The organism is Shewanella sp. 10N.286.52.B9 (genome assembly GCF_002873635.1).
In the GTDB taxonomy this organism is placed as follows: Bacteria; Pseudomonadota; Gammaproteobacteria; order Enterobacterales; family Shewanellaceae; genus Shewanella.
The window spans coordinates 69,699-89,870 of the sequence record NZ_MCTY01000196.1; the positions used below are offsets into that span (position 1 = coordinate 69,699).

General features: G+C 40.9%; 17 protein-coding genes and 3 tRNA genes. 7 read left to right on the forward strand and 13 right to left on the reverse strand.

The features are described 5' to 3' along the window. Positions 1-15: 15 nt before the first annotated feature. Positions 16-891 (forward strand): LysR family transcriptional regulator, encoded by an 876-nt coding sequence (locus BCU91_RS15185; protein ID WP_102440522.1) that lies wholly within the window; start codon positions 16-18, stop codon positions 889-891. Positions 892-927: 36 nt separating this feature from the next. Further along, positions 928-2,160 carry a DUF819 family protein gene (locus tag BCU91_RS15190; protein WP_102440521.1) on the forward strand — a complete coding sequence of 411 codons (1,233 nt, stop codon included), beginning with the start codon at positions 928-930 and terminating at the stop codon, positions 2,158-2,160. A gap of 43 nt (positions 2,161-2,203) precedes the next feature. Here the strand turns inward: BCU91_RS15190 and BCU91_RS15195 are convergent, their stop codons facing one another. From BCU91_RS15195 to BCU91_RS15245, 11 genes are all read right to left on the reverse strand, one after another. Continuing rightward, positions 2,204-3,154 carry an AraC family transcriptional regulator gene (locus BCU91_RS15195; protein ID WP_102440520.1) on the reverse strand — a complete coding sequence of 317 codons (951 nt, stop codon included), beginning with the start codon at positions 3,152-3,154 and terminating at the stop codon, positions 2,204-2,206. Positions 3,155-3,320: 166 nt separating this feature from the next. Then, positions 3,321-3,914, reverse strand: a complete 594-nt coding sequence (locus tag BCU91_RS15200; protein ID WP_102531822.1) for an HAD-IB family hydrolase — start codon at positions 3,912-3,914, stop codon at positions 3,321-3,323. Between the two features lie 78 nt (positions 3,915-3,992). Then, on the reverse strand, positions 3,993-5,864 hold the full coding sequence (locus BCU91_RS15205) for a SurA N-terminal domain-containing protein (protein ID WP_102531828.1): 1,872 nt from the start codon (positions 5,862-5,864) through the stop codon (positions 3,993-3,995). 220 nt (positions 5,865-6,084) lie between these two features. Continuing rightward, entirely contained in the window at positions 6,085-6,357 is a 273-nt protein-coding gene (locus tag BCU91_RS15210) for an HU family DNA-binding protein (protein ID WP_076536981.1), read from the reverse strand. 264 nt (positions 6,358-6,621) lie between these two features. Beyond that, complete coding sequence (lon, locus tag BCU91_RS15215) at positions 6,622-8,973, reverse strand: endopeptidase La (protein ID WP_102440518.1); 2,352 nt, start codon at positions 8,971-8,973, stop codon at positions 6,622-6,624. A gap of 130 nt (positions 8,974-9,103) precedes the next feature. Then, on the reverse strand, positions 9,104-10,384 hold the full coding sequence (gene clpX, locus BCU91_RS15220) for an ATP-dependent protease ATP-binding subunit ClpX (protein WP_076536985.1): 1,281 nt from the start codon (positions 10,382-10,384) through the stop codon (positions 9,104-9,106). 126 nt (positions 10,385-10,510) lie between these two features. Continuing rightward, the gene (gene clpP, locus BCU91_RS15225; RefSeq protein WP_076536986.1) at positions 10,511-11,122 is read right to left on the reverse strand and encodes an ATP-dependent Clp endopeptidase proteolytic subunit ClpP; all 612 of its coding nucleotides are present in this window, start codon (positions 11,120-11,122) and stop codon (positions 10,511-10,513) included. 90 nt (positions 11,123-11,212) lie between these two features. Then, on the reverse strand, positions 11,213-12,517 hold the full coding sequence (gene tig, locus BCU91_RS15230; protein ID WP_102440517.1) for a trigger factor: 1,305 nt from the start codon (positions 12,515-12,517) through the stop codon (positions 11,213-11,215). Positions 12,518-12,802: 285 nt separating this feature from the next. Further along, positions 12,803-12,878, reverse strand: a tRNA-His gene (locus BCU91_RS15235). Positions 12,879-12,885: 7 nt separating this feature from the next. After that, a tRNA-Arg gene (locus BCU91_RS15240) sits at positions 12,886-12,962 on the reverse strand. Positions 12,963-13,073: 111 nt separating this feature from the next. Continuing rightward, a tRNA-Pro gene (locus BCU91_RS15245) sits at positions 13,074-13,150 on the reverse strand. Positions 13,151-13,401: 251 nt separating this feature from the next. On the opposite strand from BCU91_RS15245, the gene folD reads away from it, so the two are divergent. Further along, positions 13,402-14,256, forward strand: coding sequence for a bifunctional methylenetetrahydrofolate dehydrogenase/methenyltetrahydrofolate cyclohydrolase FolD (folD, locus tag BCU91_RS15250; protein ID WP_102476354.1), 855 nt, complete (start codon positions 13,402-13,404; stop codon positions 14,254-14,256). Between the two features lie 85 nt (positions 14,257-14,341). Here the strand turns inward: folD and cysS are convergent, their stop codons facing one another. Beyond that, positions 14,342-15,724, reverse strand: coding sequence for a cysteine--tRNA ligase (gene cysS / locus BCU91_RS15255; protein WP_102476355.1), 1,383 nt, complete (start codon positions 15,722-15,724; stop codon positions 14,342-14,344). 143 nt (positions 15,725-15,867) lie between these two features. On the opposite strand from cysS, the gene BCU91_RS15260 reads away from it, so the two are divergent. Both BCU91_RS15260 and BCU91_RS15265 read left to right on the forward strand, forming a co-directional pair. After that, positions 15,868-16,362: a peptidylprolyl isomerase gene (locus tag BCU91_RS15260; protein WP_102519804.1), complete on the forward strand. Its 495-nt coding sequence runs from the start codon at positions 15,868-15,870 to the stop codon at positions 16,360-16,362. A 6-nt stretch (positions 16,363-16,368) separates the two neighbouring features. Next, complete coding sequence (locus BCU91_RS15265) at positions 16,369-17,085, forward strand: UDP-2,3-diacylglucosamine diphosphatase (RefSeq protein WP_102476356.1); 717 nt, start codon at positions 16,369-16,371, stop codon at positions 17,083-17,085. A 28-nt stretch (positions 17,086-17,113) separates the two neighbouring features. Here BCU91_RS15265 and miaE read toward each other — a convergent pair whose 3' ends face one another. Continuing rightward, entirely contained in the window at positions 17,114-17,875 is a 762-nt protein-coding gene (gene miaE, locus BCU91_RS15270; protein ID WP_198590482.1) for a tRNA isopentenyl-2-thiomethyl-A-37 hydroxylase MiaE, read from the reverse strand. Positions 17,876-18,365: 490 nt separating this feature from the next. Here miaE and BCU91_RS15275 point away from each other — a divergent pair, with 490 nt between their 5' ends. Both BCU91_RS15275 and BCU91_RS15280 read left to right on the forward strand, forming a co-directional pair. Continuing rightward, a complete protein-coding gene (locus BCU91_RS15275) occupies positions 18,366-18,962 on the forward strand; it encodes a Yip1 family protein (protein ID WP_102440512.1) in 597 nt (198 codons plus the stop codon). An 86-nt stretch (positions 18,963-19,048) separates the two neighbouring features. Continuing rightward, positions 19,049-20,107, forward strand: coding sequence for a glucosaminidase domain-containing protein (locus BCU91_RS15280; protein ID WP_102531823.1), 1,059 nt, complete (start codon positions 19,049-19,051; stop codon positions 20,105-20,107). Positions 20,108-20,172 lie beyond the last annotated feature (65 nt).

Here is a 20,172-nt window from a genome sequence, read left to right on the forward strand (position 1 = left end):
TAGAATAATTTGCCCATGAAAATCACACTCAAGCAACTGTCAATATTTAAAGCCATCCATATTAATGGTCAGATCTCTAAAGCAGCCAAAACATTACATATGTCAGTCCCCGCTGTCAGTATGGCGTTAAAGGATTTAGAAGGTTCATTAGGCACCCGTCTGTTTGAGAGAAGCAGTAACGGCTTAACCATTAATGATAATGGTGAAGTTATTTTGCCTTACGCCAATGAGATGCTTTCTAAAAGTAATCAATTAGAGCAGATGTTTACTGAGCGAACAGCCATCGGTGGCACCATCAAAGTTGGCAGTAGTAAAACTGCGGGTAACTATATTCTTTCAAGAATCATCCCATTATTTAAACAACAACACCCCTGTGTTGATATTAAACTAGTGATTAACAACAGTTTAGCCATCGAGAAAATGGTGTCTGAAAAAGAACTGGATTTAGGTTTTGTCGATGCCAAGCCTGGGTTAAATAATTTACAGTATCAGCAGTGGCTTAAAGATAGATTGTGTATCGTCATCGGCAGTAACAATCCAATAGCAAGCGAAACCATTACCCCTGAATTGCTGTCGCAACAATTATGGGTTATGGATGAAACCATTTCGGTGTCGAGGCTACGTAATACCCAGCTATTAAAAAGTGCCAGTATCAATATTCATCAAGAATTATCAATGAATACTATGGGCGCGATAAAACGTGCTATTGGTACTGGCATTGGCGTTAGTGTACTGCCCTACCTTGCTGTAAAAGAAGAAATAGCCAGCGGTCAACTTATTGAAATAGATTTACCAGAGTGGGATTTCGAGCGAAACTACTGGTCTATTTGGCGTAATGAAGAAGCATTAAGTCCGTTACTTGAAGAGTTCATCCAATTCTGCAATCAATAACAAAGCGATAAACTAATAAGGTTGCCAATATAAATTATGATTACTGCAGATCCGGTCATTTTTGGCTTGTTGGCCGCGATTATTGGTTTGGTATTTTATACTAGCAAGCTAAAACAAAGCTTTTGGAAACAACTTTACCGTTTTGTGCCCATTATGGTCATGATTTATGTGTTGCCATCATTTTTAAATACCTTAAACATTGTCGATGCTTCCCAAAGTCAATTACCCCACATATCCTCAAAGTATTTAATGCCCGCTTGTTTAACATTACTAATTATCAGTGTAGACATAAAATCCATTCTATTATTGGGCCCTAAAATTGTCATGCTGTTTTTAATTGCCAGCTTAGGCATTATTATTGGCGGCCCGTTAACTCTGATACTTTTTGCGAAAATAGCGCCTGAATCTATTAATTGGCTAGGTGAAGATGCTGCCTGGCGCGGAATGGCGACCTTAGCAGGGAATTGGGTTGGTGGCACAGCGAATCAACTTGCCATGAAAGAAATCTATCAGGTAAAAGAAAACTTATTTGCGATTATGATTTCGGTCAATGTAGTCTACTCAGCGATTTGGATGTCATTTTTATTAATCTGCGCCAATAATGCTGCTGCGATAGATAAAAAAACGGGTGCCGACTCAAGCAATTATCAGCGGTTAATCGCTACAAGCGAATATCAGCAAGCTCACACGGTCAAGAATATCACCATAACTGATTACATATTAATATTCAGTGTGGCATTTGGCGTGACGGGATTAGCACATATGGGGGCTGATATTCTGGCGCCATATTTTGCCGCCCACTACCCTGCAACAGAAAAGTTTAGTCTGACTTCAAATTTCTTTTGGATTGTCATCATAGTGACCACTATCAGTATTGCACTTTCAAATACCAAAGTGCGTGAACTTGAGCAATTAGGTGCATCAAAGGTCTCCACTGTCATGCTGTATATTTTGATTGCTAGTATGGGCCTTAGAATGGACTTGACCATGATTGATGACTTTCCAATCTACTTTGCCATCGGCTTTGTATGGTTAGCAATTCATAGCCTGTTCGTGATTATTGCTGGGCTAGTGATGAAAGCACCTGTGGCTTATATGGCATTAGCAAGTCAATGCTGTATTGGCGGCGCGGCATCATCCCCTGTGGTGGCAATTGCATTTCACCGCTCACTGGTACCTATCGCGATCATGTTCTCAGTATTTGGTTATGCTTGGGCAACTTACATGGCTTGGCTATGCGCCGAGATGATGCGGCTCGTATCGCAATAAAACGATGAGTTAATTTCTTACAGTGAACATATACGGATACCTGTTACTGTAATTTTAAATAGACTCTAACCTCTACAAGCTCTTGGTTGTCATCGGCAATAGCAGCTTCAACAGCCTCACTCTTAATCACATCCAAGCGTTCAATTATCAGCGGCTGGGTCGTTAAAGTCCAATCACTGGCAGCAAGCCAATGACTATAAAGATATTTTATTTTGCTATTGAGCTCTTTTTCAGAACCCAAATGATAAAACTGAGCATAACGCCCCTTAGCCACAGACTTATTCGAAAAATAACCAGACTCAGCGATAACGGGTGCTAATTCAGTAAGCTGCGCTTGATTAACACTCACACCAATATCCAGCGATAACATGGATTGCTCATCAGCTAAGGCATTAATTTGCGGATAAGGCATATCATAAACGAAATTAAAGGTGCGACTAGTACTTGGCGATAAGTGATATTTTTGCCTAAATGCGTTTAAGGCATTTTTCGATTGAGATAAATAACAAGCGGGTCCACGATGCTTAATAACCACTAACTCTGTCGCCGTTAGATCCGATGCCTGAATATTAACCTCAGCAGCAGAAAACTGCTCGTGTCCTTCGGCTAGGGTACTCAGTGGTTGCTGCTTGGCAAAAAAATTCCCCCAATCAGGTGAGGCTTGAAAGCTTTGCGGACTTTGACCAATGCTGTCGGTAAACGCGGTAATAAATGCCGCAGTTGACGGGTAGCCCATTTTTAACGCGACAGTATCTAAGCTAATAGTTTTATCAAAACCCAGTAACTGCGCCGCTTCAAGGTTTTTTAGCAAACGAATATAATCCTGCACTTTAGTATGAAACAGACTGTAAAATAACGCACCAAAATGCACTTCAGCAACCCCTGCAATCGCCGCTAAGCGGCTGTTGAGATTGTCATCAAACGCAGAAATTGCAGGTAGATTATTATCGATATAGCTTAACAGCACTTCAAATTGAGCATGTAAATCTTTCAATTTTTGACTAGACCTCTTAGTTTAAAACTGACTTATCTTTCATATAAACACAACTTACAAGTCCGATTTTTAGTCCCATGACTGCAACAAGTTGTTTGGCTTATAAACCGCTAGATTTACTAGTAAACAGTAAAGCCATACCTTAGTTTTTTACTATATAACGGCGTTAGCCTGTCAGTTTTTGCCATCGGTAATAACTGACATCAGCAAGTTCTAGCATGGGTTTATCTTCTTCTGTATCACCATAGGCATACACTTTATCAAAATCTTGTAGGTCAAACTGAGCTAAAACTCGATTTGATTTTGCAGCGCCGCTACAGTCACCATTAATATACCGTCCGGTCAGTTTACCCTTTTTACTTTCTAGCTCTGCACATATCAGTTTAAATCCATGCTGGCGACACCATGGCGCTAAATAAACATTAAGTGATGCCGAAAGTACAACAATGGTGTCACCTTGCATCTGATGCCATTGCAGACGCGCTAGCGCTTGAGGTTTGATTTGTAGATCAAAACTTGTAGCATAATCTTCGCCGATGGCCTTAATGTGTTGCTCATCTTGTTGCCAAAAAGCAAACTTAGAAATGATGCTACGCGTTCTTGACCCACCAATGAGCTGCCATTTATAAGCGGCTATCACAGGGATTAATATCGGATAACAAACGATTAAACGCCACTTAGGTACACTTGAGTAAATAAATGGCGTGTAAGTATCTTTACTTGTAATAGTTCCATCAAAATCAAACAATGCTAAGTTCATAAATATCCTTATAAGAACCTCAAAATTTTGACATAAAAAAGCCAAGGCGAACCTTGGCTTTTGTGAATTCCAATCAGCTTATTCAGCTACTGGGTATTCAACTGTTGCTTTTGCTTTTAAAGCTGCGACAACTGAACGGTAATCAGCTTCGCTGTATTGAGGTACTAAACGTTGCTTAATACTTTCAACAATATTTGCATCAATACCTTCTGCATCATTAACTTTATCCAAAGCAATAACCGCATAGCCATTAGCTAATGCAGCGGTATCAAATGAGCTTGCACCAGCATCTGGAGCTGCCATTTTAAATGCCTTAGTCGAGATAGCTTGATCAATATCTTGATTAAATCGTGCTAGCTTCTCTTTCGTTGCTACTGCAACTTCAGTGATTTCAGTGCCTACTTTTAATTGCGCTAAATATTCATTGGCTTTTTCACTTGCGGCAAAGTTCGCTTTATCTTGCAATAAACGTGCTTCAATGCTGCTAGATACTTCAGTTAATGGCAATGTACCAGCATCTTTATGTTGCAGTAAACGAATCACAACCACATGGTTAGGTGCTAACTCAATCACTTCACTGTTCATGCCGCTACCAATAACGTCATCAGAAAATGCAGCTTTGATTAAAGCTGGAGTATTTAAATTAACAGGCGCATTATCACGAGAAAATAACGCTGTTGATTGAACCTCAACGCCTAATGCTTTAGCTGTTTCATCTAAAGTGTCAGGTATTTCGTAGCTGGTATCGGCTAAAACACTTTGTAAGCTATAAAATTCATCAACCGCTTTTTTGTTTTGAAGATCAGCGATGATTTTATCTTGCACGTCATCAAACGGCGCTGCAGCACCAGATTCCACATCGAGTAACTTGATAATGTGATAACCAAATTCACTCTTCACAATTTGTGAGTACTCACCAGTTGAAAGTGCAAATAAAGCTGAGTCAAATGCAGGATCCATTACACCTTGTTCGAACCAATCGAGTTGACCGCCCTGCTCTGCGCTAAATTGGTCATCTGAATCTGATTTAGCAACGGCAGCAAAGTCTTCACCAGCTTGTAATTTAGCTAAAGCAGCTTCGGCCTTTGCTTCATCGGCGCTATCATCGCCAGATGCAAATAAAATATGTGCAGCTAAACGTTTTTCTGGCGTTTGATATTGTTGTTGGTTGTCTTCATAAAAAGCACGCGCATCATCAACTGACGTTTCGATACCTTTAGCCAGATCTGCAACGTCCAACTCGACATATTCTAAGCTAACTTTTTCTTGGCTCATGAACTGAATTAAGTTACTTTCGTAATAGGCTTTAATCTCTTCAGCAGAAACTGTTGAAGAAGCTAAGAAAGGTGTAGAGTCCACAACTAAATAACGAATATCACGGGTTTGACCTTGAACTTCAGCTAATTGCTTTGCTTCACCATCAAGAACAAACTCACTGCCCACTAGCGCGGTTAAAAGTTGACGACGAGTCATATCAACACGCATCATATTTCTAAAGCTAGTGGTTTGATAACCTAATTGACGTAGTACAGCTAAGTAGCGGTCATTATCAAATACACCATCGGTTTGGAATGCTTGCTCATTCAGAATCGCTTGTTTAATTTGCTCATCTGAAACACGTAGTCCCAAATCTTCAGCCGCTTGGCTAATTAGCTTATCTGAAATCAAACGATCTAATACATTCTGCTTGATACCATTCATATAGTTATCATCAGCAGCTAAGGCATCAAACATTTCGCCTAGTTGTTGTTCTAAACGGCCACGTTCATTTTGGAATGCTTGTTCTAATTCATTGGCTGTGATTTCGTCACCATTAACTACTGCGGCTGGAACATCTGTCGAGGTTCCTAGGTAACTACTGACACCAGCAAATGCGAACGAAAGGATCACCAGTACTAAAATACTTTTAGCTATAACGCCCTGTGAACCTTCGCGAATTTTTTCTAACATCTGAATTCTCGCTTGTTGCGACATAATAAAATAAAAAGGCGCACCTTTTGGGGATGCGCCTTCTTGTAATTTAGACGGAGTATTCAGACGCTACCGAGGTATGCCTTATCTCTCCTAATATCAAAAAAACAAAGTTAATTCTGATACTTTATTTCGCAAAAAGCACTGTTAAAACAGTGCTTTCTACAAATGCCTTACAAAAGGCAACGATACCAACTATTTAGTTAACAGCGTCTTTTAGTGCTTTACCAGCTTTGAAGGCAGGAATGTTTGCTGCTGCAATTTTGATTTCTGCACCCGTTTGTGGGTTACGGCCAGTACGTTCTGCACGTTGACGTACTTCAAAAGTACCAAAACCAACTAGAGAAATCTTATCGCCTTCTTTAAGCGCTTCAGTAACAGCAGCAATAAAAGAATCTAGTGCACGGCCAGCGCCTGCTTTAGAAATGTCAGCACCAGAAGCGATTTTCTCGATTAGTTCAGATTTGTTCATGTCATCCCCTTGAATGTTATTTTTGCGCCGCAACCAAATCCGTCTTTGGAACGGTCTACGGAGGCTTTTTATCGTAAGCTTGATACCACACCAAACTTAGTTGGAAAACCAAAAAAAATGTACTTGGATACAGCTCAAAGTCAGATGCGCCAAGGGTTTGGTGCTAACTGACTCTACACTTATCTAGGCTACCACAGCTTTCGTGTTTGTTAAGCCCCTTTTTTCATTTTTTTTGGGTTACTAGCAAGTTTTTTTACTGATTAGTTACTTTTTGACCACTTCGAAGCCTTTAACAGGTCTTTCTAAGGCCAATTCAAGGACTTCCTCGACCCACCTTACAGGGTGGATCTTTAAATCAGCAATCACATTTGCTGGAATTTCTTCTAAATCACGCTCATTTTCTTTAGGAATAAGCACAACTTTTATCCCACCGCGATGCGCCGCAAGCAGTTTCTCTTTCAGGCCACCAATTGGTAACACTTCACCACGAAGGGTAATTTCACCCGTCATCGCTACGTCACTTTTAACCGGGTTGCCGGTTAAACTTGATACTAAAGCAGTACACATTGCCGCACCTGCTGAAGGACCATCTTTTGGCGTTGCACCTTCTGGTACATGAACATGGATATCACGCTTTTCATAAAAGTCGTTATTGATCCCCAACTGCTCTGCGCGGCCTCTAACAACGGTCATTGCAGCTTGAATTGACTCTTGCATCACGTCACCTAGCGAACCGGTATAAGCAAGTTTGCCTTTACCTGGCACCGAAGTGGCTTCAATGGTCAGTAAATCACCACCAACTTGAGTCCATGCAAGGCCAGTAACTTGACCAATTTGATTGTTAGATTCAGCTTTACCGTAATCAAAGCGCTGCACACCTAAGAAAGATTTCAGGTTATCTTGATCCACAACAACGGTTTTCACTGACTTATCAAGCAAAATCATTTTTACGACTTTACGACAAACTTTAGACAGCTCACGCTCTAATGAACGCACGCCAGCTTCACGGGTGTAATAACGGATCATGCCAATAATGGCACTGTCTTCTATGGTTATCTCACTCGCTTTTAAGCCATTACGCTCAATCTGTTTGGTTAATAAATGCTTCTTAGCAATATTAAGCTTTTCATCTTCGGTGTAACCCGATAAACGGATCACTTCCATACGGTCAAGTAATGGTCCAGGGATATCCATTGAGTTTGAGGTAGCGACAAACATTACGTCTGATAAGTCGTAATCCACTTCAAGGTAATGATCGTTAAATGCTGAGTTTTGTTCAGGATCTAATACTTCTAATAATGCTGACGATGGATCGCCGCGCATATCAGAACTCATTTTATCAATTTCATCTAATAGGAATAATGGGTTTTTAACGCCCACTTTAGCCATTTTTTGAATGACTTTACCTGGCATAGAACCAATATAAGTACGACGATGACCACGGATCTCGGCTTCATCACGCACACCACCTAATGCAACACGCACATACTTACGACCTGTCGCCTTTGCAATTGACTGACCGAGTGACGTTTTACCGACACCTGGTGGGCCCACTAGACAAAGAATTGGCCCTTTAAGCTGTTTAACACGGCTTTGTACCGCAAGATACTCTAAAATGCGCTCTTTAACCTTCTCAAGCCCATGGTGATCGGTATCAAGAATGGCTTCAGCTTTTGATAAATCACGCTTAATTTTAGAACGCTGACTCCAAGGTACCGAGGTCATCCAATCGACATAGCTTCTGACAACAGTCGCTTCTGCAGACATTGGAGACATCATCTTCAGTTTGTTTAACTCAGCTTCGGCTTTTTCTTTGGCTTCTGCTGGCATTTTAGCCTCAGTGATCTTCCGAGCTAATACTTCAAACTCATCTTGGCCTTCATCAAGATCGCCTAATTCTTTTTGAATGGCTTTCATTTGCTCATTCAAATAGTATTCGCGTTGACTCTTTTCCATTTGTTTCTTAACGCGGCCACGGATGCGTTTTTCAACTTGTAATAAGTCAATCTCGCCTTCCATCATCGCCATTAAGTATTCAAGGCGCTCACCAACATTAATCATCTCAAGCACAGACTGTTTGTCTTCTAGCTTAAGTGGCATATGCGCCGCCATGGTGTCAGCAAGGCGCGCTGCTTCTTCAATACCGGTTAATGAAGTGAGCACTTCAGGCGGTATTTTCTTGTTAAGCTTGATGTAACCTTCAAATTGACTGATTGCACTGCGGACTAAGACTTCTTCTTCTTTGTCAGCTAAGTCTTCAGAAGCTAAGTATTCAGCTGTCGCGACAAAGAATTCATCTTCTTGGGTGTAAGCGGTTACTTTTGCACGCTGACCACCTTCAACTAAGACTTTAACGGTCCCGTCAGGTAGTTTTAATAACTGCAAAATTGAGGCTACGGTACCGACGTCGAAAATATCTTCTTTTGTTGGCTCGTCTAAATCAGCTTCTCGCTGTGCGACCAATAAAATTTGCTTGTCTTGTTCCATTGCCGATTCGAGACAACGAATAGATTTCTCTCGTCCGACGAACAACGGAATTACCATATGGGGATAAACCACTACATCTCGCAGTGGCAGCACGGGGAGTTCGATATGCGCTTCACGCTCTTGGGTCATAGTTCGATTCCGTTTGATGAATGGATTTTATAAGTCAGTATATTGGGATGTTTCTCAAACTTTCAATGGTTAATACGAAAAAAGGAGCCCAATGGACTCCTTATTTTTAATAAAAGACTAAATCGTCTATTTATTGTTCACCACCAGCAACTTGGCTTTCGGCATTTTCGTAAATTAGGATTGGTGCGGATTCGCCTTTTACTACAGACTCATCAACAACGGCCTTAATCACGCCTTCCACTGAAGGGATGTCATACATGGTATCGAGTAAAATATCTTCGATAATTGAACGAAGTCCACGAGCACCGGTTTTACGGGTCATTGCTTTATGAGCAATGGCTTTAAGCGCATCTTCGCGGAACTCTAACTCAACATCTTCCATCTCAAATAAGGCACCATATTGCTTAGTAAGTGCATTTTTAGGTTGAGATAAGATTTGAACCAATGCAGATTCATCTAATTCAGTTAGCGTCGCAACAACAGGTAAACGACCGATAAACTCAGGGATCAAACCAAATTTAATTAAATCTTCTGGTTCAACCTTACCTAATGTTTGCGAGATAGTCGCTTTATCTGCATCACCTTTAACTTCAGCGCCAAAACCGATACCAGTACCTGTTAAGCCACGTTGCTCAATAACTTTTTCAAGCCCAGCAAAAGCACCACCACAAATAAATAAGATCTTTGAAGTATCAACTTGCAAAAACTCTTGTTGTGGATGCTTACGACCACCTTGAGGTGGCACAGAAGCAACAGTACCTTCAATTAGTTTTAGTAACGCCTGCTGAACACCTTCACCCGATACATCACGAGTTATAGAAGGATTGTCAGATTTACGACTAATCTTGTCGATTTCATCGATGTAAACAATACCACGTTCCGCTTTTTCAACGTCGTAATCACATTTTTGCAGGAGTTTCTGAATAATGTTTTCAACGTCTTCACCCACATAACCTGCTTCAGTTAATGTGGTTGCATCAGCCATAGTAAACGGCACATCAAGTGAACGCGCTAAGGTTTCAGCCAGTAATGTTTTACCACTACCTGTAGGCCCAATAAGTAAGATATTACTTTTACCAAGCTCAACACCTTCAATCGGCGTACCATTACGTAAGCGCTTATAGTGATTATAAACCGCTACCGATAGCACCTTTTTTGCCTGATTCTGACCAATGACGTAATCATCGAGGTGATTACGTAATTCGTGTGGCGTTGGTAATTGGTCTTGATCGCGTTTAGGCGAAATTTCTTTTATCTCTTCACGAATTATGTCATTACATAACTCGACACATTCGTCACAAACATATACTGAAGGTCCAGCAATTAGCTTTCTAACTTCATGTTGGCTTTTCCCGCAAAAAGAGCAGTACAGCAGCTTACCGCTGTCACCGGAATTTTTGTTATCGCCCATTAACTCTACCTCTGTTACAGCCTAGACACTGTCTGTAGAAAACCATCTGTACTGTTTAAATGCACAAACACAGTCTTATATTTTAATACTCTATTCTTCAAAGAATAGCGCACTCAGGCGTAAAGATCAGCTACGCTTTTCAAAAACTGAATCAACTAAACCATAATCGGCTGCTTCTTGAGCACTCATGAAGTTATCACGGTCAGTATCACGTTCAATGATTTCCATTGGTTGACCGGTATGTTCCGCCAACATTTGGTTCAATTTGTTCTTAATGCCAAGAATTTCTTGAGCATGAATTGCAATATCTGAAGCCTGACCTTGGAAACCGCCTAATGGTTGGTGGATCATCACGCGAGAATTAGGTAAACAATGACGTTTGCCTTTTGCGCCACCAGCAAGTAAAAAAGCGCCCATGCTTGCTGCTTGACCAATACATACTGTACTGACATTTGGCTTGATAAACTGCATGGTGTCATAAATCGCCATGCCGGCTGTTACAGAGCCTCCTGGCGAGTTAATGTAAATTGAAATATCTTTGTCTGGGCTTTCTGATTCTAGGAACAATAATTGCGCCACGATCAAATTAGCCATGTGTTCTTCAACCTGGCCAACCAAGAAAATTACACGCTCTTTTAATAAACGAGAGTAAATATCATATGAACGCTCACCTTTTGCTGTTTGTTCAACAACCATAGGTACGAGAGCATTGAGTACAGATTCTGGCGCTTTATGCATTTTATACTTTCCCTAAAATAAAAATGGCTCGTATGAGAACCTCATACGAGCCATTATAAATGGCGAACCGCCAATCAAGTCAAGCGAAGGTTACGCTTTACCTGTAGCCTTGTTCATAAATTCTTCAAAAGCAACTTCTTTTAGAGTTACTTTTGCTGATTTTAATAGCACTTCAACAGCTTGCTCTTCAAGAGCTACGTTACGCATGTTCTGCATAAGCTCTTTGTTGCCATTGTAGTATTCAACAACTTCAGTTGGATCTTCGTAAGCAGAAGCCATTGAAGCGATTAAACCTTGAACGCGCTCATCTTCAGCTTGAAGTTCATTCGTTTTGATTACTTCGCCTAATAATAGACCAACTTTAACGCGACGCTCAGCTTGCTCAGTGAATAGATCAGCTGGAAGCTCAGGCATGTTTTCAGCTTGACCACCAAAACGTTGCATAGCTTGTTGACGAAGAACATTCACTTCACCGTCTACAAGTGCTTTAGGGATAGTGATGTCGTTAGCAGCTAATAAGCCTTCGATAACTTGCTCTTTAACATTCGCTTTAAGCGCTTGATCAAGTTCACGAGTCATGTTTTTACGGATTTCAGCTTTAAGGGCTTCTAGGCCACCTTCAGCAATACCGAATAATGAAGCGAACTCGTCATTTACTTCTGGTAATTCTGCAGCTTGAACTTCGGTAAGAGTAATAACGAAATTAGCCGCTTTACCTTTTAAGTTTTCAGCGTGGTAATCTTCAGGGAAAGTGACTTCAACTTCAAATTCTTCACCGGCTTTATGACCAATGATGCCAGTTTCAAAACCTGGGATCATACGGTTGCTACCAAGCTCAAGTTCGAAATCGTCAGCTTTGCCACCTTCAAATTCTTCACCTTCAACTGAACCAACAAAGTTCATTTTAACTTTGTTGCCTTCTTCAGCAGCAGTTTCAACTACAGCGAAAGTAGCGTGTTGCTTGCGAAGCGTTTCAATCATGGTGTCAACGTCAGCGTCATTAACTTCAGCTTGTGGTTGTTCAACAGCGATTGCATCTAAACCAGTTAATTCAACTTCTGGGTAGATTTCAAAAGTAGCAACGAACTCGAAGTTCTCGCCTTCTGCTTTACTAGGAGCAAATACTGGTGCGCCAGCTGGGTTTAGTTTTTCAGCCATGATAGCTTCAATGAAGTTGCGTTGCATAACTTCACCGGTCACATCTTGACGGATAGCTTTACCGTAACGTTGGTTGATTACTGATACTGGTACTTTACCTGGACGGAAACCAGAGATCTTTGCACGCTTCGCTTCACGTAATAAATTGTCTTTAACTAATTTCTCAATTTGCTCAGCAGGTACAGAAATTGTTAGGCGACGTTCTAGGCCTTGAGTTGTTTCAACAGAAACTTGCATTGTTTTACCTCGAAATATGTCTGACGTCCTTTGTAATAGTCGAAAACTCAACTATTAAATATTCATTTCTTGATGATTAATGTTTACTAATAAAAGTAGTGATACAGCAGCGTTTAAGCGCTGTTACCCGTAGTAATCCGTATTAGATATTTATCAAGACGCGACATTATAGCGACCGTTTACTGCCGAGTCGAGTCTGAAAACGCGGTTAAATGGGTATTTTAGACATAAAAAAAGCGACCTTAGGTCGCTTTTTCTACAACTGTGCATTATCAATGCAAAATTTGGGGTGACTGATGGGGCTCGAACCCACGACAACCGGAATCACAATCCGGGGCTCTACCAACTGAGCTACAATCACCATAATTTGGTACGCCCGGCAGGATTCGAACCTGCGACCACCCGCTTAGAAGGCGGGTGCTCTATCCAACTGAGCTACGGGCGCATGGTTTACAGATAAATCTGTATATCCTACTAGCGTGATAAGTTGCTTTGGTTAACAACTTATCTTTTTACAGCTTATTCATAAAACCGAAGCTTTACAAATAAATAAATTTGGTCGGTGATAGAGGATTCGAACCTCTGACCCTCTCGTCCCAAACGAGATGCGCTACCGGGCTGCGCTAATCACCGAGATGTTCAATGCTACAATGTTTATTTTCTTTAAACACCTTCGCTGTGAGAACGGAGCGCATATTAACGAGTCACTTTCCTATCGTCAACGATTTTTTTGACAAACTTGTTCAGCTGCTGCTTTAACAAACAAAAAATTCTGTTTTTAAAAAATCACTAAGGCAATATTCATGACATGACTTTAGCTGACTGATAGAATACGCTTCGTTAATTTCGTCTTATTATCGCGCCATAAAGGAAACTATACCCCCATGACTGCCCAAAATATTGATGGCAAAGCGATCGCTCAATCTATTCGAACCACTTTAAAAGAAAAAGTACTTGCCCGTAAAGAAGCAGGTAAAAGAATTCCTGGCTTAGCGGTCATCTTAGTTGGTGCAGATGCTGCGTCACAAGTCTATGTAGGAAGTAAGCGCCGCGCGTGTGAAGAAGTCGGCTTTCAATCTTATTCATATGATTTAGAGACCACGGCCACTGAAGCAGAATTGTTAGCCTTAATTGATCAATGCAATGATGACCCTAAAATTGATGGCATTTTAGTGCAACTGCCATTACCTGCACACATTGAAGAATCTAAAGTCATTGAGCAAATTCGCCCTGATAAAGATGTTGATGGTTTCCACCCTTATAATGTCGGCCGACTTGCTCAGCGCATCCCAGTGCTGCGTTCATGTACGCCAAAAGGCATTATGACCTTGATCAACTCAACGGGTGTAGATACATATGGTCTTGATGCAACGATTGTTGGCGCGTCTAATATTGTCGGTAGACCAATGACATTGGAGCTACTACTTGCAGGCTGTACTACGACCACCTGTCATCGCTTTACTAAAAACCTTGAACAAAAGGTACGCCAAGCTGACTTGTTGATTGTTGCAGTAGGTAAACCTGGTTTTATTGCTGGTGATTGGATTAAACCTGGTGCGATTGTTATCGATGTGGGCATTAACCGCTTAGACAATGGCCGCTTAGTGGGTGATGTAGAATTTGACCTTGCTGCTGAGAAAGCGGCATTCATTACCCCAGTACCCGGTGGTGTAGGTCCGATGACAATTGCCAGCTTACTAGAAAATACCTTATATGCTGCTGAGACTTACCACGACTAAACCTTTGTTTAATCAGAGTTAATAATTGTATTAACTAAAAAAGCCTGCTAATGCAGGCTTTTTTATGGCGGATTAAACTTAGACGTTACTTTTTACGCCAAGTTGTTACACCATTTTCGCCATCTTCCAGAATAACCCCAAGGGCATTTAGTCTATCTCTAGCGATATCTGCAGCAGGCCAATCTTTTTCAGCGCGGGCGCGATTACGTTCAACGATCAAGGCCTCAATTTCAGCGACTTCATCATCACTGCCCTCGCCTTGGAAATAAACATCAACATCGTTGCTGATAATGCCTAGCACGTCTGTTAATTGCTTAAGGCTAACACCTAAGGCGCTGGCTTGCGCCATATCAACTGATTTAAGACGGTTAATCTCACGTACCATATCAAAGATAACCGAGTAGGCTTCTGGTGTATTAAAATCATCATCCATCGCCAGTTTAAATTTACCGACATACTCAGGTGCAGCTGCTGGAGCAACTGATAAATCTAAGCCTTTTAGCGAAGTATAAATACGTTCTAAAGCCGACTTAGCTTGCTTTAAATTATCTTCAGAATAATTTAGCTGGCTACGATAGTGACCCGATAATAAGAAGTAACGTACTGTTTCTGGATCGTAATGTTCTAACACATCTCTGATTGTGAAGAAGTTGCCCAGTGATTTAGACATTTTTTCTTTATCAACCATCACCATGCCAGTATGCATCCAGTAGTTGACATACTTTGAGCCATGAGCACAGCAAGACTGCGCAATTTCGTTTTCATGATGTGGGAACTGTAAATCGCTACCGCCGCCATGAATATCAAAGTTTTCACCTAAGTGTTTGCCATTCATTGCAGAACATTCAATGTGCCAGCCAGGACGACCAGGCCCCCATGGAGACTCCCACGTTGGTTCGCCAGGTTTTGACATTTTCCACAAAACAAAATCCATAGGATTACGTTTAGCAGCTTCCACTTCAACGCGCGCGCCAGCTTGAAGCTGTTCAAGGTTTTGTCCTGATAAGCGGCCATATTCCGCAAATGAAGCCACACTAAAGAGCACATCGCCATTGTCAGCAACATAAGCATGCTCTTTAGCGATGAGTGTCTGCACCATTTCGATGATCTCATCAATATGCAGGGTCGCTCTTGGTTCGAAATCTGGGCGTAGCATATTTAATGAGTCAAAATCATTGTGCATCTCACCAATCAAACGCTCAGTGAGTGAGTCACAACTTTCGTTATTTTCAGCGGCGCGTTTAATGATTTTATCGTCGACATCGGTGATGTTACGTAAGTAGTTCACCGCATAGCCACTATAACGTAAGTAGCGAACTATCATATCGAAAGACACAAAAGTACGACCATGACCAATGTGACATAAATCATATATGGTGATCCCACATACATACATGTCAATCTTGCCAGGGTTAATCGGTTTAAACTCTTGCTTTTCACGACTCATACTATTGTAAATTTTCAACATCGATGGTTCTCTTTTACTCTTAATAAAACTCAATTTAATTGCCACAAAGTCTACCATGAGCAACACTGTTTTGAACACTGCACTTTAAGCCTCACGTAAGATAAGTTAGAATCGCGCAACAATTTTTATCTAGGTAATTAAATATGATCACTTTGCACACAAATATGGGCGACATCAAAATCGCTTTAAATGCTGAAAAAGCACCTTTAACTGTTGAAAGCTTCATTAAGTACGTAAAAGAAGGTTTCTACGACGGTACTATTTTTCACCGTGTGATTGATGGTTTCATGGTACAAGGTGGTGGCTTTACTGAAGATATGGTTCAGAAAACCCCTCATGCTGCAGTTAAAAATGAAGCGAACAACGGCTTATCAAACAAAGTCGGTACCTTAGCGATGGCGCGTACATCTGATCCGCATTCAGCAACATCACAGTTTTTTATCAATGTGAATGACAACACTTTCTTAGACTTTAAAGCCGAAACATCTCAAGGCTGGGGCTATTGTGTATTCGCTGAAGTTGTTGAAGGTCTTGATATTGTCGAGAAAATCAAAACTGTTAGCACTGGTAACCGTGGCATGCATCAAGACGTACCACTAGAAGCTGTTATCATTAACAGTGCAAGCATTGCTGAATAATCATTAATGCAGACTGTTTTTATGGGCGATTTGCACTTAAGTGCAGACCGCCCAGATATTAGCCAAGCTTTTATTCGCTACCTCAACTCAGATCTTGCTGATGTTGAAGCGATTTATATCATCGGTGACTTGTTTGAAGTCTGGACCAGTGATGATATTGCCGAGCCCTTTACTGACGAAATAGCCACCCATCTAAAACGTGTCGCCACAAGCATCCCTATTTATTTTATCCACGGTAATCGAGATTTTATGATTGGCAAATCATTTGCTCGTAAAGCTGGAATGATCATACTCCCAGAAGTTGTCGAGTTAGATTTGTATGGGATAAAAACAGTAGTCTTGCATGGTGATAGCCTTTGCACGCTCGATAAGGCTTATCAAAGATTTAGAAGCTTCAGAAATTCATCATTCGTGAAATGGATTTACCGTAACTTGCCTAAATCAACGCGACAGAACATCGCTGCTGATATTCGCAAAAAAAGTCAAAAAAGCAATCAACAAAAAAGCTATACCATTATGGATGTTGAGCAATCAGCCGTTGACAGCCTACTGCTAAAAACCAACTGCCAAAGAATGATCCATGGCCATACCCACCGTCCGGCAATACATCAATTAGCCGATAACAAGCAGCGCATTGTGGTTGGTGACTGGTACGAGCAAGGCAGCATACTGATTGTCGACCAATACACTGCCAATCTTAAACAACTGCCCTTGCTAACTTGAGGACTTCAAATACCGCAAGGATATAGTGTTAATTGGGTAAACCACTGTGGAATTTAAAATCGGTATCAGGGGTTAAAATAAGCTCAGCTTCAACCTCGGTCAAAAACCTTACTCTGTCACTAATATCTTTATCCGATACTAACCCGGCCAACGTCAGGTAATCTTGGTAGTGACGAGCTTCAGAGCGAAGTAGCGATACGTAGAATTTACTTAATTCTTCATCCAGATGCGGGGCAAGTTTGGCAAAACGTTCACAAGATCTGGCCTCAATTAGTGCACCAATAATTAACTTATCGACTAATGCATCTGGCTCGAAGGTTTTAACATGTTTCAGTAAGCCTTTGGCATAACGTCCGGCCTCTATTAGCTCATACTGTACCTGTTTTTTTTCCATCAACTCCATTACTTGATAGAAATGATGTAATTCTTCTTTGATCAGCAATACCATTTTATCAACTAACTCTTGACCATAAACACAGCCTTCACGCACTGTGATTTGTTTGCTGACGTTACTTTTTCCTTTAAGAGAGGCTAAATCGCCGACCTTTTTATAGGCAAACTCTTCGTATGGCTTTATCCATTGGGATAACTGCTCAGCACTGGGTTTATCCACCGCGTATTTCCTAATTAAAAACATCGCGCTTTGGGCGGCTTTTAACTCACAAATCATATGATCACGAAGAATGATGGATAAGTTTTCAGGCTTGCTGGCCATTTCAATCCACTTATCAGGTGTTTCACAATTCAAAAAAGAGTAAATCGGCTCAAGTAAACCCTGCTCATACATCATTGAAGTACCACTAAATATTTTATGTGGCGCCATTGTATTAAAAAAATGAAACAGATACGACAACCCATCTGCATATTCTAAGATTGCATTAAGCAGCAAATAGATATTTAACAATCATCAACTAAGTTACATTAACGTCGAATATTTACATATAAATCGACAATCTAAAGAGAAAAATACTGCATGAGCCAACTTCTGATGAGCTTATTAGCTTTTTATACTGATAAAACAACAATAGCACTTGACGAATGGCCGCTAATGTTCAATAAATAGTCTATACATCTGCGTAACAATAGTTGCTTAAGTTGTATTTCAATCACCTTTAATGGATAAGCTTCGATAGGGATGAAGTTATTACTTAAACGGCTCACTAGTAACGAGTGCATTAAGTATGTGTAGGACTGATTAAGGCGATTGATATATGGGGCTATGATCAGTTCGTCTGAAGTTTGGCGAGCTATGTATGAAATGCTAAACAAGGATAATAACAATGATATTGAATCACCTAATGGGGCTATACACTCATCCGAAACAAGAGTGGCAAACAATTGAACGTAATCACGAGGCAGTTAAAAGCAGCCTTAGTCATATCTTACTTATCGCCTTAATTCCTGCTGTGTGCAGTTTTGTAGCAACCGCTTATATAGGCTGGCATCCTGCTAACGGCGAGCTACTATTTCTCACTCCACAAAGCGCCATGTTCATGTCAGTGGGTATGTACTTTGGCCTCATTGCTGGCGTATTTGCGCTGGCATATTTATCTTATTGGATGGCAAAAACCTTTGATGCCGCACCAACCTTCACTCAAGCACTTGAGTTAGCCGCCTATACCGCTACACCATTATTTATGGTTGGCATATCAGCGCTATACCCTGTGTTATGGTTTATGATGTTAGTGGGCCTTGCAGGCTTAGCCTACTCAGTATATCTACTTTATGCTGGTGTCCCCATCATTATGAATATCCCTGAAGAAAAAGGCTTTATTTACGCAAGTTCAGTCGTTACTGCAGGTTTAGTGCTATTGGTCGGATTAATGGGCACTAGCGTTATATTATGGAGCTTAGGCTTAGGACCTATGATGCAGTAAATGTTTTTGTACTATATTTAAAAGGCGCTTTCGCGCCTTTTTTGTTATGGCTCGGCCCATAAAGTGAGTTTGAACTAAGGTGATATATGACCAAAAATACCTATCAAAAAATCCTTTTTGTATTGCTGCTTCTAGCGGGTTTATTTGCCATCAACTACTGGGTTAAGCCATCCACTACAGAAAATGAGACTGATACTACTGGTACAAACGCGACTAAATCTCCAACGGCAACAATTGAGCCAGATGTTAATCATCAATATATAGATGCCGCAAACAACAAACTCACAACTAAAAAACCGCAAACCAAGGCCTCAACAGAGATTATTTTAAACTCGCTCGATCAATTAATTGAATTATTCGACTCGTTAAATTACAACAAACAAAGCTGGGATGCCGGTGTAAGGGAAGTACCTCGATTAACCTTTAATAGCGTGAGTGAGAATTGGCAAAAAACCTCAAATGAGATCCCTGTACAGGTTAAGAAAATGGTTTTTTTCAGATTAATGGCGCCATTAATATTACTCAGTAATGAAAATATTATTTTAGAGCGAAAATGGGTGAAACAGGCTGAGCTAACCGATAACAAGCTTATTGATATCGCAACAAAATACAAGGTCATCCCCGATAAGCAAACACCATTAACTCAAGATTTGCGAAAACAACTGCTTAAGCGCGTAGACATCATGCCGCCGTCATTAGTGCTAGCCCAAGCGGCTGAAGAAAGCGGCTGGGCGACATCGCGATTTACCGTTGAAGGTAACGCCTTTTTTGGCCAGTGGGATTTCAGTGGCAACGGCATGGCTCCTAAAAAGCAAAGAACAGAGTTAGGCAATTACGGTTTAGCACGATTTAATACTCCGCAAGCATCCGTTGAGGGCTATATGCTAAATATCAATACCCATGCAGCCTACCTTAAACTGAGACAAATGAGACAGCAATTACGTTATGAGAAAGAACCGATAACAGGCCTTAAATTAGTCACCACTTTAGATAAATATTCCGAACGTGGCCAAGCCTATATTGATAGTATCCAGCAGATGATCCGTTACAACAAACTTGATCAAGTGGACGCCGCCTATTTAAGTGATGGTGCGCCAATACACTTAATTTCCGCAAATAACCAAGCCAGTTCTACTGATGATTAACCAAAAAAATGCCAGAACAATATTGTTCTGGCATTTTTATTAACTGACTTAGGGATAAACTACCC